Here is a 13,466-nt window from a genome sequence, read left to right on the forward strand (position 1 = left end):
TGGCTGTCCGACCTGCCCGCCGACACACCCCTGACCGAGCTGGTCCGCCTGGCCAAGAGCCGCTGGCGCGTCGAGCACGACTACCGCGAACTCAAAACCGCCCTCGGACTCGACCACTTCGAAGGACGATCCTGGATCGGCTGGCACCGCCACGTCACCCTCGCCACAGCCGCCCAACTGTTCCTCACCCAACTACGGACAGCATCCCCAAAAGCAACGGGGCAGACCTGAGCCTCTACGCCGTTCTCCGGCAACTGCAGTACCTACTCGCGACCTGGCTCGGGTTCTGCCCCCTCTGCCGCCAACTCGTCCCAACCTAACAAAGCACTACTAGTACTCCAGCCGTACCTGGTGGAGTCGGTGTCTTCGCTGGTAGTGGGCTGTTTTGGCGCGGTACTGGTGTCGGCGTCGCCATCGTGACCATCGATGGATGTGATCGAACGGTCGGGCGGCGGTGATCAGGTGTGCCAGCAGACGTCGGACCTCGCCGAGGGTGAAAGGAATGAGGCCGTCATCGGATTCAGCGCCCCTTTTTTGGCCTGCGCGGCGGTGACGGCGAGGTAGGCGTGGGCGCACAGAACGAGAGTTATGTGCCGGCGCCAGGCGTCGTATCGCCGCACCTGGTAGTGGTCCAGGCCGACCTCGGTCTTGGCGGTCTGGAAGCACTCCTCGATCGCCCACCGGGTCCCGGCGACCCGGTTCAGGTCCTCGTCGAGCGTCTCGGCGGGGCCGAAGCACAGGTAGTAGGCCAGGTCGGTGGGGTCGATGATGCTGCGGCGGATCAGCAGCCAGTGGCCGTAGCTGTCGTCGGTGCCGGGCAGGGAGGCTACTGCCCAGTCGTAGTGAGCGTCTGGAAACTCCGGTTACCAGTTGCCGGTGCGAGCGAGTCGGCGTGACATGGTCATGATCAGCGAGATGTAGACCATGGCTTCGTGGTGGTCGGGTCGGGTTTCGTAGTCGCGTACGCAGCGGCGATACTTGCTGATCCAGGCGAGGGTCCGCTCGACGACCCATCTGCGAGGCAGGACTTTGAAGCCTTTGACGTCGTCGGTGCGTTTCACGATCTCGACGGTCATGGCCAGGACCTTGCGTGCCCAGATGACCAGGCGCCCGGCGTAGCCGCCATCGGCCCAGCAGTGCGTGATGGTAGAGAACCTCTCCCGGACCAGTGCGAGGAGGCGGTGTCCGGCGTCGCGGTCCTGGACCGTGGCGGTGGTGACGATCACGGCGAGGAGCAGGCCGCCGGTGTCGACGGCGATGTGACGCTTACGGCCGTTGATCTTCTTCCCGGCGTTGTAGCCGCGGCTGGCGCGTGCCACGGTGTCGCCCGCGCGTACCGACTGGGAGTCGATGACCGTGGCGGTGGGCAGCGGGTCTCGGCCTTCGTAGACGCGCACCAGATCGCGTAGCGCGTCGTGGATCGCAGCCCAGGCTCCGGCGCGTGCCCATCGGTGGAACAGGTCGTAGACGGTGGTCGGCGGCGGGAACCCGACGGGCATCTGCCGCCACGCGATGCCACCCCGGACGAGGTAGAAGATCGCATCCAGGACCAGGCGGCGGGGATGCTTCTCGGGCCGTCCGCCTTTGCCGGTGGTGTTGCCCGGCGCGGGCAGCAACGGTTCGATGATCGCCCACTGGGCGTCGGTGAGTGATGACGTCGGGTAGAACCCGCAGGTGGGCGGGGCGGGTACCGATCCGGCATGGGCCGGGCACGACACGCAGGCACAGGCAGTCGACAATGACACGGTGAGCTCCCGGTGAACGGTTGGCGTAGACAACCGCCGATTTACCGGGAGCTCGCCCAACATCTACCCGCTACACGCGGGCCTTCATCACCCTGTGACCAAACAGTTTCCAGTCATCGCCCATCGTCGTCGGCCCACGCAGCGAAGGTGCCTTCGGCCCAGGCACGGACCCTGAGCTCGTAACCCCGGGCTGGAAAGCTGCCGTCAACGGCCACGTCGACGATGGTTGTCCCAAACGCCGTGGGTGCCCGACACTGTGGCATCGGTCGAGCCGCGTAGAACAGTGGTCGGTCCTGATCGTGGCGGCGTCGATGGCGATGAGAGTTACGTCGGCGGACGACTTCGAGCATGGCGTTGAGAGCCTGTTGACCTCCAGCCAGGTAGGCCTGCAGGACCGCCCAGTTCGGATCGTTCCTCCCGTGCGGGGCAAGCGGGTGATTGGGATGCTGCAGGAAGAAGCAAGCAACGGCTACACCGTGCAGCGGCCCCCACGGTGGTTGCCGGGAATGATCCAGCGCCAGCAAACGCTCGAACAGCTCCTCACAGGTCGCCTCCGCGGTCTGAGCTCCGCATTGCGTGCATGTCGCCACAGCCACAGCATGGTGTGAGGCCGCCTTCGCGCAAACCGAGTTTCCAGACGCTCACGTAGAGTCGCGGTCCTTTTGGCGCCGTCGCCGCAGCTGCGGCGTTTCCACGCCAGGGTCGGCGCGTTGGCGGCGAGGACATCGGGACGGGAGTTGCCGACCATGGTGGGGATCCGCTGATTGCGGGGCACGGCGAGGACGTAGGCGATGCGCTGTTGCTGCAGCCAGGTCCGGAACTTGGAGTCCTGCCCGTATGCCTCGTCCGCGGTGACCCATCGCGCTGGCAGCCCTGCGGTGATGGCGCGTTCGACCATCCGCAGTCCCAGCGCGGGCTTCGTGGCGAACCCGACGCTTGCCGCGATGCCGGCCTCCTCGCGGCGGGCGGGGTCGTCGCACCAGCGGCGGGGCAGATACAACTCCCGGTCGATCAGAGTGCGCCCCGCCGGGCTCGCGTAGGCCAGGAACACCCCGAGCTGGCAGTTCTCCGTCCGTCCGGCAGTGCCGGAGTACTGGCGCTGCACGCCGGCCGACTTGATCCCCTTCTTCAGGAATCCCGTCTCGTCGACGATCAGCACTCCGTCGTCGTGGCCGAGATGTTCCGCCACGTAGGCGAACAGGTCGTCGCGGACAGCGTCCGGGTCCCACGCTGACCTGTTGAGCAGCCGTTGCATCCGGTCCGGCGTGGTGTCGCCGGCGGCCTCTGCCAAGGTCCAGCCGTTCTTGCTGGCTAGGGGCGACAGCAACCCGACCAGGTAACTCAGCGCCTGCCGGCGCGGCTCCGCCCGCCCGAATCGGTGCGCGAACCGCGCAAGTAGATCGTCCAACCCTGCCCGCCAGCCCACGATCTCATCGATCAACACAAGCACGGGAGCCTGCCCGCCCGAGACCGACGAGCAGCGGGTACGGACGCTTCAGCTCATCGCTGACCTGCACCGGGAGGGCTGCATTCCGGACGGGTGTGTGGCGCTGAACATCAACAGTCCCTATCCCGGCACCCGCCAGTGGCTGGACCTGATGAGGTCGGGCGCGCCGTTGCCCGACTACCGCGACAAGCTGGAGCGGCACCCGGCATTCGAGACCGCGCACCAGTTCTCCGCCGTCACCGGGGAGGCCGCTTCCGACCTGTACCGACTCGCCGCGGACATCCTGGGCTCCGCGCTGCACCAGCAGGTCGTCCCGACCCAGCAGTGAAGCGGCGTCGCCTCGGCGGGCTGTCTATCCACAGGGCAGCCGTCACGGGGCGGCAGCCGACGCTGGTCGCTGGTGAAGTACCTCCGGTGGCGCCGTGAAGAACCACGGGCGCCCCGGAGAGGGGGATAACCATGACGGGACGAAACAGACGATCAGTAGACCACTTGCTTACGCCCCTGTCTCGTGCAGCGGCCTTGCAGCCGCTCGACAGAGACCCTCGCCTTCCACGATGGCTTCTTGCAGTTGCCTGACGAGCTGGCGCAGGCTCGCGTCGAGGTCGACCTGGTCTCTCGTCTGGGCGATGATCTCGTCGCGTACGTCGTCGACGAACGGCTGCCAGGTGTCGCGGGCGAGCCGCGTGCATTCGGCGATGACCTGTTGACGCATGTCGGCCGCGGCCTTGTCCTGGTTCAGGCGCGTGCGATTCGCGAGGTGTTGGTCGACGAACTTCGTCAGGTAGACGGTGAGGGGAGTGCGGCTTCGACGGTGCCGAGGTACGGCTTCACCTTCTCGGCCATCTTCAACGTCTTGGTCTCCTTGCCGGCGGTCTCTCCGAGGTCCTCAGTCATGGTTTCAGCACGCCGAGCAGTATGCTGCCGATGTTGTTGGTGTGTCCCGAGATCTGGCCGGGCCCGTTCGGGGTGGTGGCGTAGCAGGCCGCCTCAGGTCACCAGGCCCCGGCGGTACGCGTACACCACGGCCTGCACCCGGTCGCGCAGGTCGAGCTTGGTGAGAATGCGGGACACGTACGTCTTGACCGTCTCCTGGCTGATCACCAGGGCCGCGGCGATCTCGCTGTTGGACAGGCCCTCCGCGATGAGCCGGAGCACCTCCAGCTCGCGCGGGGTCAGCGCGCCGCCGTTCGGGTCGCCCTCGGCCGGGCGGATGCGGGCCGCGTACCTGCCCACCAGCTGCCGGGTCACCTCCGGGGCCAGCAGCGCGGCGCCCGTCGCCACCGTGCGGATGCCGTGGAGCAGCTGCGCCGGTGGGGCGTCCTTGAGCAGGAAGCCGCTGGCGCCCGCACGCAGTGCCTCGTAGACGTACTCGTCGAGGTTGAACGTCGTCACCACGAGGACCTTCACCGGCTCGGGGACCCCGGCGCCGGCCAGCAGGCGGGTCGCCTCGATGCCGTCGAGCACCGGCATCCGGACGTCCATCACCACCACGTCCGGCCGGAGCCGAACGGCCAGGTCGACCGCCGCGCGCCCGTCGCCGCACTCGCCGACGATCTCCATGTCGGGCTGGGCGTCGATGATCGTCGCGAATCCGGCGCGGATCAGCTCCTGGTCGTCGCAGACCAGCACCCGGACCGGCGCGGTCACGACGGGTTTCCAGCCGGGATCCGGGCCCGCACGAGGAAGCCGCCGCCGGCCTGCGCGCCCGCGCTGAAGTCGCCACCGAGGACGGTGACCCGCTCGCGGAGCCCGGCGAGGCCGCGCCCGCTGCCGCCCGGGGACGCGCTGCCGGATCCGGAGCCGTCGGTGCTGATCTCCACGGTCGTCTCCCCTTCCCCGTGGTGAACGCGAACCCTGGTCCGGCTGCCGTGCGCGTACTTCAGCGCGTTCGTCAGCGCCTCCTGCACCACCCGGTACGCCGCCTCCTCGGCGCTGCCGGTGGCCGCCACCGACGTGCCCTCCCGGACGAACTCGACCGGCTGCCCGGCCTGCCGGGAATGGTCGACGAGGTCGTCCAGGTCGCCGACGGACGGCGTACGCGGATCGCCTGTGCTGTGATCCGGGTTGAGCAGGTCGAGCAGCTGCCGCAGGTCGCCGACGGCCCGGCGGCCGGTGCCGGTGATCGCGGTCAAGGCCTGGTCCAGCTTGTCCGGGGCGCCCGTCAGGTAGCGCGCCGCCTCGGCCTGCACGACCATCGCCGTTACGTGGTGGGTGACGACGTCGTGCAGCTCCCGGGCGATGCGCGTGCGCTCCGCAGTACGGGTGGCCTCCTCGACATGGCGGCGGCGTTCCGCCTCGGCGGCCCGGTTCTGGCGCAGCCACGCCCCGATGCCCCACGCGAGCGCCAGCAACAGGTAGAAGGTGGTGAACCCCGCGACGCCCTCACCCGATCCGAGCCGGTCGAGGGAGATCGCCAGGGGCACGTACGCCGCCGAGGCGAGACCCGCGACGACCCAGCGGCGCCGCTCCAGGTAGGCGCCGGCGCTGATGAGCGCGATGGCCAGTCCCGTACCCGCGATGGTGTGGTAGCCGCGGAGCTGGTCGATCGCGAAGCCGAGCGACACCAGCGCGAGGCAGACGGCCGGCCACCGACGGCGTACGGCCAGCGGCAGGCACTCCAGGGCGACGACACCGACGGTCAGCGCGTCGTACGGGCGGTCCGGAAGGTCGCCGAGCTGCGTACCCTGCCGCTCCAGAGCCGGGACCACCGCCGCGAGGGCGAGGGCCAGGGCGAACGGGAGATCCCGGACCGTGATCGGCCACTGCCGCCACAGATCCGGGAGCCTCCGGAGCCTGATCACTGGGTGACTGTAGCGGTTGCCGGGGCCTGCGCCGTGCGGTGGCGGCGCGGGACGATGTGCCCGCAGCGCTTGGCCAGCCACAGGAACACCACGGTCAGCACCACGCCGGCCAGCACCGCGTACAGGCTGCCCTCCGGCCCGAAAGCGCCGCCGCTGAGCGCGACCGGCCCCGACGTCGAGGCCTCGAGCAGCCCCTTCGACTCGCCGTTGCCCGAGACCACGACGCTGAAGATGCCGCCGGCGGCGAAATTCCAGCCGAAGTGCAGGCCGATCGGGACCCACAGGTTCCGGGTGGCGGCGTAACAGGCGGCCAGCATGAACCCGGCCTCGATGGCGATGGCGGTCGCCCCCCACAGGGTGGCGTCCGGGTTCACCAGGTGAATCGCGCCGAACATCACGCCGGTCAGGGCGAGAGCGATCCAGGTGCCCGTACGCTCCTCGATGATGCGGAACAGCACCCCCCGGAACAGCAGCTCCTCGGTGACCGCGACGGCCGCCATGAGCCCGAGCAGACCCAGCGCTCGCGTCGGCGAACCCCAGCCCTCGACGTGGTAACCGCCGAGGAACGCGATGTTGGCGATGACGGCCGCGAACATGGCGAAGCCGATGAGCGTCCCGCGGCCCAGCTTCCCGCCCCAACCGTCCTGGCCGAGCTCGGTCGGCTCACGGCGCTCGGTGCGCCGCACGACCCACCGGTAGACGACCACGCCCAGCACCGCCGTCACAGCGCCGATCACCAAGGTGAGGAGAAGATTGCCCTCGACGGCGGCGACGCCCTGCCCGCCGACGAGGGCGACGGCGGCGACGGCGAGAAGCTGTTTGACGAAGCGCATGATGACTCCTTCGCAGACCGCGACCGGAGCGCCGCGGACACAAAGAAACCTAGGGAGTTCCGCCGCCACAATCGTCCCCGTGCGGTGGACACTTGCGGGTAGCTCGCACGGGGGACAAGACCCCTCCGGAGTCCGGCCACCCGGTCGGACATGGCGAGATCCGCCGCTCGCCGCGCCCCGTCCGGCCGGGCAGTTTCCGGGGCTCGGCGTCCTCCTGCCGTTCCTGCTCGACAACACCTTCGACCCGGACTGGGAACGCTTCCTACGGACCTTCCTGCTCAACGATGGCGCGAACATCCGCAACCAATTAGAACCGCAGACAAGCTGCTGCAGCACCGCTACATCTACGTGCCGCGGGGTCAGACCAAGGACACGATCGAGCCGGGTAAGCGGCTCGGCCTCGCCGTGGCGCGAAGTCGCCGCGCTCGCCTGACGGTGGTCGCACCCCAGAAGAACTCGGCCACCCATTACCCCGAGCTGGCCAAGTTGGAAATCGTCACCGAGCGGAGCGGCTCTCCACGAGACGGTGGAGTAGTTCTCGCCTGGTGTCCGACCTACAAGGTCATGGAGAAGGTCCAGCGCCTGGAGAAGAGCGCCGTGGCCCTGGTCGAGTGGAGTCCCGGCGAGTTCGACGCATGGGCGAAGCTGCGCGGCGCGTACAACGCCGTGACCCGTCAGGTCATGGACTCCGGTCTCCGACCGGAGGCGATCAAGGCGCTTTAAGGCATCGTGTACGAGGGCTACAACGGCTGGCACGACGACATTGCCGCCCGGATGACGCGAAGCCACCTCGAAGACCTGACCAACGCCGGCGCCTACGACAGAGAACTAGTGCTCGCTTGGTTTCGGCGCTGGGCGTGGCGCGGGCATGAGGACAGCCGCCGCGTTGATCGTCGGTGGTTTGTGAGGACAACCGAAGATCGTGCGATGGCCGTAGGCCACAGCGTAGGCGCTCCCAAGGGATCGACGGAAAGTTCCTGCCGACGCCGTCCGACCACGCCGGCCGGCCGCCCGGAGAGAACGGATCGGCCGCCCCCTCCGCTCCCGCCGTTCGGACGGCCGATGGGCTCGCCGAACGTTGCCTCCGGTTGCAGCAGGGCCTGGCCCGCAAGCAGCGGGGCAGCGGTGGAGGGAACCCTGTCGTTCAGAGCGGGAGAACGTCAAGAGGTTGGCCTGCGCACCGGGGTTTCGCCGGGCCGGCCAGCCGCCAACCGCCTCCGGCGGTGATGATCCGGTTACGCCCGAGGCGCTCCCGGAGGTGATGGATGACCACGCCCACCGCGGCGATCGTGGCGGGCCGGTCATGCGGTGGCAACGTCGACCAGATCCGACTCCTGCTGCGCGGCACTCCCCGCGCCTCGACGAGTATCCGCAGCACGGCGAACTCCTGCGGGCCGAGTCGGATGGGCCGAGCTGGCCCGTCGAGGGCGTACTTGTGCTCGACATCGAGTCGCAGGCTACCGAACGACAGCACGCCGTGGACCGGTTCCGGCGTGGTCGGGTCCGACACCCACCAGCCGTCCGTGCCGGTGAGTATGCGTGTGGCGCCGATCTTTCTACGAATGTTGGCGATCACCACGCCGATCTGGGCAGCCGTCGGCGGCCGGTACCCCCGTGACATGGCGGCCCGGATCGCCTCCCGGCTGAGGGGCGTGCCCCCCGCCGTGATCAGGACGGCCAGCACGGCGGCCTGCTGGCCACTGAGCATGACCGCGCTCGATTCGGCATGCAGTCGGACCAGGCCGGTGGACGTCTGCAACTCCAGCCCGGCGTAGCACAGCGGGACATCCAGCACGGGTATGGACAGCGGGCGACAACCGGTGCTGGTCCACGGGCGCCGTCTCTGCCGGCACTGGAAGATCGCTGACAGCGCAGTGCCTGCCTCCGGCGAAACCTCCTCAGCCGGGAGGCAACAGACCGACCGGCCGACCATGGACTGATCAACCACCATGAAGGACCCCGCCCTCTGAACAGCCGGCCGCCACTGACCCGACCGACACGCCTGAACCTCGTCCCTACTTCTGAAACAACCCCGGGGCGGCGGTGTGCCTGGTGCCGCGGCGGGCATCGCGACCAGCCGGTGCGTTACCTCAGCACGCTGACCTACGGACCGTGACTGTCCGAACACAATCGATCGAGGTGCCCGGCTGGTTGGGGGGACCGACGCATCAGAGGTGCACGTGTCCGTAGCTACAGGCGTGAGCCCTGACGGGCGCGAGGTCGTCGGGGCTCGGCGCGAACGCCGGACGTCGGCGATCAGGCCGACGGCCCGACCAGTTGGTACGCCGCTCGGACAGCGGCCACGGCCCAGCGCATGCGACCGACCGCCTCGAACGGATGGTCGCCGTACTCCTGCGCGACGAGTGCTGCGCAACCGGCCGCCCGGTGCCGGCTGACGCCGTCCAGCACCGCCTGCCGGATCTGTTCGGGCGTCGGATCCTCCGACGGTTGGAGCGCGGAGGCGAAAAGCGCCTCCGCCCTGGTACTGAGCAGTTCCGACGGGCTCATCACCGGCTCCTTTCCGGTAGGTGGCGGCCATGCCTGCGAGGCAGATCCGGCACACGGGCGCACCACCGCCGAGGTCGCACGCACGAGATGCGGGGCTGGCCGATCGCCTCGGGCGTCCGGCGTGCCTCGGACGGCCGACGGATTCGTCGAGCGGCGGTGCCCGGGGTGGGGTCGGCGGAGTCCGGCCCCACCCCGGTTCCGGTCCCGGGTTCCGGGTGCTGGGGTGCGCGCCCCCTGCGTCGCGCCCGGCGCGCACCCCATGATCCACCTCCCGCTACTTGCCGGACCCGGCGAGGACGCCCTGCACGAAGTAGCGCTGGAAGGCGAAGAAGACCACGAGCGGCACGAGCATGGACAGGAACGCGCCGGGACCGATCGTGTCGAGGTTGGACGAGAACGACCGCATCTGCTCCCGCAGGGCGTAGGTGATCGGGGCATTGTCGGAGGTGGCGAAGACGAGCGCGACCAGCAGGTCGTTCCAGACCCACAGGAACTGGAAGATGGCCAGCGAGGCGATGGCCGGCCAGCCGATCGGCAGCACCACGCGGGCGAAGATGAGCATTTCCCGGGCGCCGTCAATGCGGGCCGCCTCGAGCAGGTCGCGTGGGATGTTCAGGAAGAAGTTCCGCAACAGGAAGATCGCGAACGGCAACCCGAAGGCCACGTGGAAGGCAACCACCGCCGGGATCTCGCCGTAGATGCCGAGGGCCCGGAAGATCCGTGCGTCCGGCACGATCGCCACCTGGATCGGCACGACGATCAACGCGACGACCAGCGCGAACAGCCAGTCCCGTCCGGGGAAGTCCATCCAGGCCAGAGCGTACGCGCCGAGTGCGCCGAGCAGCACCACGAGCAGGGTCGACGGCACGGTGATCAGCACCGTGTTCCACAGCGATTCGACGATCCGCTCGTTCTGCAGCACCTGGGCGTAGTTGTCGAGGGTCAGTTGGGCCGGTGCGGTGAAGACCGTCCACCAGCCGGTGGCGCTGTTGTCGGCGCTGCTACGCAGGCTCGCCACGGCCAGACCGAAGGTCGGCAGCAGCCAGAAGACGCCGATCAGGACCACCAGCAGCCGCAGCAGCGCCTTGCCGAACCGCATCATGAACCGGGTCCACGGTCCCGGCTGCGGCCGACCGCCCCGCGCGGTGCCGGCGGGTATCAGTTCCGGTACGGCGTCGATGGTGGCGTGGCTCATCAGCTGTCCCTCCTCAGGCGCCGAATGTTGAACAGCATCGCGGGGAGCACCAGGGCGAACAGCAGGACCGCGAGCGCGCTACCGAGCCCGTAGTCCAGGCCGCCGCCGAAGGACACCCGGTACATCTCCAGGGCCACCACGGTCGCGTCGTCCTGGGACGACTCGGGTGCGAGCACGTAGACGAGGTCGAAGATCTTCAGGACGTTGATGGTCAGGGTGACCAGGACCACGACGAGCACCGGCCGGACCAGCGGCACGGTCACGTGCCGGAAGGTCTGCCACTCGCTCGCGCCGTCCATCCGGGCCGCTTCGAGTGCCTCCCGGGGCAGGGCGGCCAGACCGGCGGACACCAGCACCATGGCGAAGCCGGCCCAGATCCAGATGTACGCCCCGATGACCGCGGGAGTGATGAGTGAAGGCCCGAGCCAGGTGACGCCGTTGAACGGCTCGGTGAAGTTGTCGGCGGGCAGCCGGATGACGTACGGGCCGGCGGTGAGTTCGGGGAACGCGAACCGCCCGGCGGCGTCTGTCCGGGTGGTGGCGACCACCCTGCCCCCGTCGGCCACCGCCTCGACGGTCATCTGGGGCAACCCCACCTCGCCGGCGTCGACAATCCCCGCCTGGCCGCCGCCGCCGCGGGTGAAGTCGAGCCACACCACCCCCTGCAGTCCGGGGCCGCCGGTGGGTGCCGTGGCCGGCTTGGCATCGGTCGGAATCCGGTCCGGCGGCAGACCCACGAGAGCCAGGTGGACTGGTTCACCCGGGTTCGCCGGCCCCTTGGACTCGAAGCCGCCGTTCATCGGCGCCAGCTCGCCCTGATCCCGGGCATCCACGCCGTGGTAACGCGACGGGGACTCAAAGGCGTCGTGCACCGACACGGCGACCGCGTTGAGCACGCCGCGGTCCGGGTTCTCGTCGTAGACCAGCCGGAAGGTGACGCCGGCGGCCAGGAACGAGATGGCCATCGGCATGAACAGGACTGCCTTGAGCACGGCCGACCGGCGCAGCCGCTCGGTCAACACCGCGAAGATCAGCCCAAGGGTGGTGGCCACGGCAGGCGCCACGATCACCCAGACAAGGTTGTTCAGGATGGCTCGCCGGGTGTTCGGCGAGGTGAACATGGTGACGTAGTTGTCAAGGCCGACGAACCTCGATCCGTCACCGCTGCGAAAGCTGAGCCACAGCGTGTAGACGATGGGATAGCAGACCAGCACCAGCAGCAGCACCAGGGCAGGGCCGAGGAAGAGCGCGACCATCAGGCGCGTCTCCCGCGACCGTCGGCGAGCCGCGGTCCCGGCGGTGGTCCGCGGGCCGCCGGGGGCGTCCCGGTGGCCCGGGCCGCCGGCGGCGGGCCGTGGGCCGCCGGGGCCATCGGCCACGCTCGCCCGGCCGCTCGTTGTTCGGGCAGGGGACGGACGGATGCCCTGGGCCGGGTCGGGCGTGATCGCCATCAGTTGCCTCCGAAGTCCTTCTTTGCGGCGGCCTCGAGCTGCTGGGCCAACGCCTCAGGGGCGATCGGCTTGGCCAGGAAGTCCTGCAGCAGCACCCACAGGTGGGCGCTGGTCCCACCGCCGAACGTCTGCGGCGTGAGGTCCGACAGGTCGAAGCGCAGCGATTCGGCCTTCACCACCGCTTCGGCGAGTTCCCGGGTGGTGTCGTCCGCGTACGTCGCGACGTCAAGTCCCGAGTTCGCCGAGATGAACCCGCCCTTGGCCGCCATGATCTTCGCCGCCTCGGGCGAGGCGAGGAACGCCATCAGTGCGTTCGCCTCCGGCGTGTCCTTGAAGGCGACCGCCTGGTCGCCCGCCGTCACCACCGCCGGCTTCGAGCCGTCGACCGACGGCCAGTTGAAGAACTTCGCGGACTCGCCGACCTTCAACTCACCCAGCTTGTTGATCTCTGAGGCGACAAAGTCGCCCTCGAACAGCATCGCTCCCTTCGGCGACTTGCCGAACACGTCGGCGATCGCCTGCGTGAAGGCGGTCTGCGTCGGGTTGCCGGCCAGGAAGCGCGGCGTACGCCAGTAGTCGGCCAGCAGGGTCAGCGTCTTGACCACGCTGGGATCGGTCCAGGGGATCTCGTGCTTGGCCAGCTTGTCGTACATCTCCGGGCCGGCGACCCGGAGGTAGGTGTTCTCGAACCAGTCGGTCAGCACCCACCCGTCGCCACCGGCGGCCACCATGGGCGTCACCCCGGAGTCGGCGAGCGCGGCGGAGACCGTCTTGAGCTCGTCCCAGGTCTTCGGCGGCTGCACCCCGGCGTCGGTGAAGCTGTCGACCCGGTACCAGATCACCGACTTGTTGGCCACCTTGAAGTAGACGCCGTAGAGCTGCCCGTTCACGGTGCCCAGCTCCTGCCAGGCAGAGCTGTAGTTGGCCTTGATCGCGGCGGCCGCGTCACCGGTCAGCGGCTTGATCGCGCCCCGCTTCACGAACTCGGCCACCACGCCGGGCTGCGAGATCAACGCGACATCCGGCGGCGAACCCCCGGCGATCCGGCTGTTGAGCAGCACCGGCAGATCGTTGCCACCGGAGGTGTACTTCACCGTCGCGCCGGTCTTCGCGGCGAAGGCATCCAGCACCGCCTGGAAGTTCGCCTGCTCGGCACCGGACCACGTGGCCGCCACCTCGACGGTCTTGCCGGCAAGGTTCGCGTCCGGCGCGCCGGACGTCGGGCCGGCATCGCCACCGCACCCTGCGGCGGTGGCGAGGACCGCCGTCGCCACGGCGAGCGGCACCCATCGTCGTATCATGGACCCTCCTGAATCTGACCTGCGGATCGGGACTGAACCGGAGCGGGCGACGACCCGCCGCCTGCCCCGCGTTCGGAGTCGAGGGCGGGGGTGTGGGGGGTCCACCCCGGGGGGCGGGCGGCCGGCGCCGGCCCGGGGGAGGGGGGGGGGGGGGGGCCCCCCCCCAGCCGGACCCACAGGGT

At 69.3% G+C, this 13,466-nt stretch carries 16 protein-coding genes; 4 read left to right on the forward strand and 12 right to left on the reverse strand.

Annotation, left to right across the window (positions count from 1 at the left end):
• The coding region (locus tag AB0G13_RS00850) for a transposase (protein WP_357866917.1) at positions 1-231 on the forward strand (231 nt) is incomplete at its 5' end.
• 195 nt (positions 232-426) lie between these two features.
• Complete coding sequence (locus AB0G13_RS00855) at positions 427-564, forward strand: hypothetical protein (RefSeq protein WP_357866920.1); 138 nt, start codon at positions 427-429, stop codon at positions 562-564.
• 299 nt (positions 565-863) lie between these two features.
• Here the strand turns inward: AB0G13_RS00855 and AB0G13_RS00860 are convergent, their stop codons facing one another.
• The 3 genes from AB0G13_RS00860 to AB0G13_RS00870 form a co-directional block, all read right to left on the reverse strand.
• Positions 864-1,745: an IS5 family transposase gene (locus AB0G13_RS00860; protein WP_357866923.1), complete on the reverse strand. Its 882-nt coding sequence runs from the start codon at positions 1,743-1,745 to the stop codon at positions 864-866.
• Positions 1,746-1,858: 113 nt separating this feature from the next.
• Complete coding sequence (locus AB0G13_RS00865; protein ID WP_357866926.1) at positions 1,859-2,269, reverse strand: DUF5946 family protein; 411 nt, start codon at positions 2,267-2,269, stop codon at positions 1,859-1,861.
• Entirely contained in the window at positions 2,215-3,186 is a 972-nt protein-coding gene (locus tag AB0G13_RS00870) for an IS701 family transposase (RefSeq protein ID WP_357866929.1), read from the reverse strand. The genes AB0G13_RS00865 and AB0G13_RS00870 overlap by 55 nt, the downstream gene beginning before the upstream one ends.
• 103 nt (positions 3,187-3,289) lie before the next feature.
• Here AB0G13_RS00870 and AB0G13_RS00875 point away from each other — a divergent pair, with 103 nt between their 5' ends.
• Positions 3,290-3,520 (forward strand): hypothetical protein, encoded by a 231-nt coding sequence (locus tag AB0G13_RS00875; protein ID WP_357866932.1) that lies wholly within the window; start codon positions 3,290-3,292, stop codon positions 3,518-3,520.
• Positions 3,521-3,688: 168 nt separating this feature from the next.
• Here the strand turns inward: AB0G13_RS00875 and AB0G13_RS00880 are convergent, their stop codons facing one another.
• From AB0G13_RS00880 to AB0G13_RS00895, 4 genes are all read right to left on the reverse strand, one after another.
• Entirely contained in the window at positions 3,689-3,907 is a 219-nt protein-coding gene (locus AB0G13_RS00880; protein WP_357866934.1) for a hypothetical protein, read from the reverse strand.
• A gap of 275 nt (positions 3,908-4,182) precedes the next feature.
• The gene (locus AB0G13_RS00885; RefSeq protein ID WP_357866937.1) at positions 4,183-4,842 is read right to left on the reverse strand and encodes a response regulator transcription factor; all 660 of its coding nucleotides are present in this window, start codon (positions 4,840-4,842) and stop codon (positions 4,183-4,185) included.
• Entirely contained in the window at positions 4,839-5,996 is a 1,158-nt protein-coding gene (locus tag AB0G13_RS00890) for a histidine kinase (RefSeq protein ID WP_357866940.1), read from the reverse strand. Before AB0G13_RS00890 ends, AB0G13_RS00885 begins: the two co-directional genes overlap by 4 nt.
• Positions 5,993-6,829, reverse strand: coding sequence for a CPBP family intramembrane glutamic endopeptidase (locus AB0G13_RS00895; RefSeq protein WP_357866942.1), 837 nt, complete (start codon positions 6,827-6,829; stop codon positions 5,993-5,995). The genes AB0G13_RS00890 and AB0G13_RS00895 overlap by 4 nt, the downstream gene beginning before the upstream one ends.
• Before the next feature lie 564 nt (positions 6,830-7,393).
• Between AB0G13_RS00895 and AB0G13_RS00900 the strand changes: the two genes are divergently transcribed.
• Positions 7,394-7,552, forward strand: a complete 159-nt coding sequence (locus AB0G13_RS00900; RefSeq protein ID WP_357866944.1) for a hypothetical protein — start codon at positions 7,394-7,396, stop codon at positions 7,550-7,552.
• 421 nt (positions 7,553-7,973) lie between these two features.
• Here AB0G13_RS00900 and AB0G13_RS00905 read toward each other — a convergent pair whose 3' ends face one another.
• The 5 genes from AB0G13_RS00905 to AB0G13_RS00925 form a co-directional block, all read right to left on the reverse strand.
• Positions 7,974-8,762, reverse strand: a complete 789-nt coding sequence (locus AB0G13_RS00905) for a helix-turn-helix domain-containing protein (RefSeq protein WP_357866947.1) — start codon at positions 8,760-8,762, stop codon at positions 7,974-7,976.
• A gap of 323 nt (positions 8,763-9,085) precedes the next feature.
• Positions 9,086-9,337: a hypothetical protein gene (locus AB0G13_RS00910; protein WP_357866950.1), complete on the reverse strand. Its 252-nt coding sequence runs from the start codon at positions 9,335-9,337 to the stop codon at positions 9,086-9,088.
• Positions 9,338-9,611: 274 nt separating this feature from the next.
• Positions 9,612-10,532 (reverse strand): carbohydrate ABC transporter permease, encoded by a 921-nt coding sequence (locus tag AB0G13_RS00915; protein ID WP_357866953.1) that lies wholly within the window; start codon positions 10,530-10,532, stop codon positions 9,612-9,614.
• Complete coding sequence (locus AB0G13_RS00920) at positions 10,532-11,788, reverse strand: ABC transporter permease subunit (protein WP_357866956.1); 1,257 nt, start codon at positions 11,786-11,788, stop codon at positions 10,532-10,534. The genes AB0G13_RS00915 and AB0G13_RS00920 overlap by 1 nt, the downstream gene beginning before the upstream one ends.
• 194 nt (positions 11,789-11,982) lie before the next feature.
• Complete coding sequence (locus AB0G13_RS00925) at positions 11,983-13,284, reverse strand: extracellular solute-binding protein (RefSeq protein WP_357866959.1); 1,302 nt, start codon at positions 13,282-13,284, stop codon at positions 11,983-11,985.
• Positions 13,285-13,466: the final 182 nt, after the last annotated feature.

Origin of the sequence: Micromonospora sp. NPDC023633 (genome assembly GCF_040640035.1) — a bacterium.
Lineage (GTDB): Bacteria > Actinomycetota > Actinomycetes > Mycobacteriales > Micromonosporaceae > Micromonospora.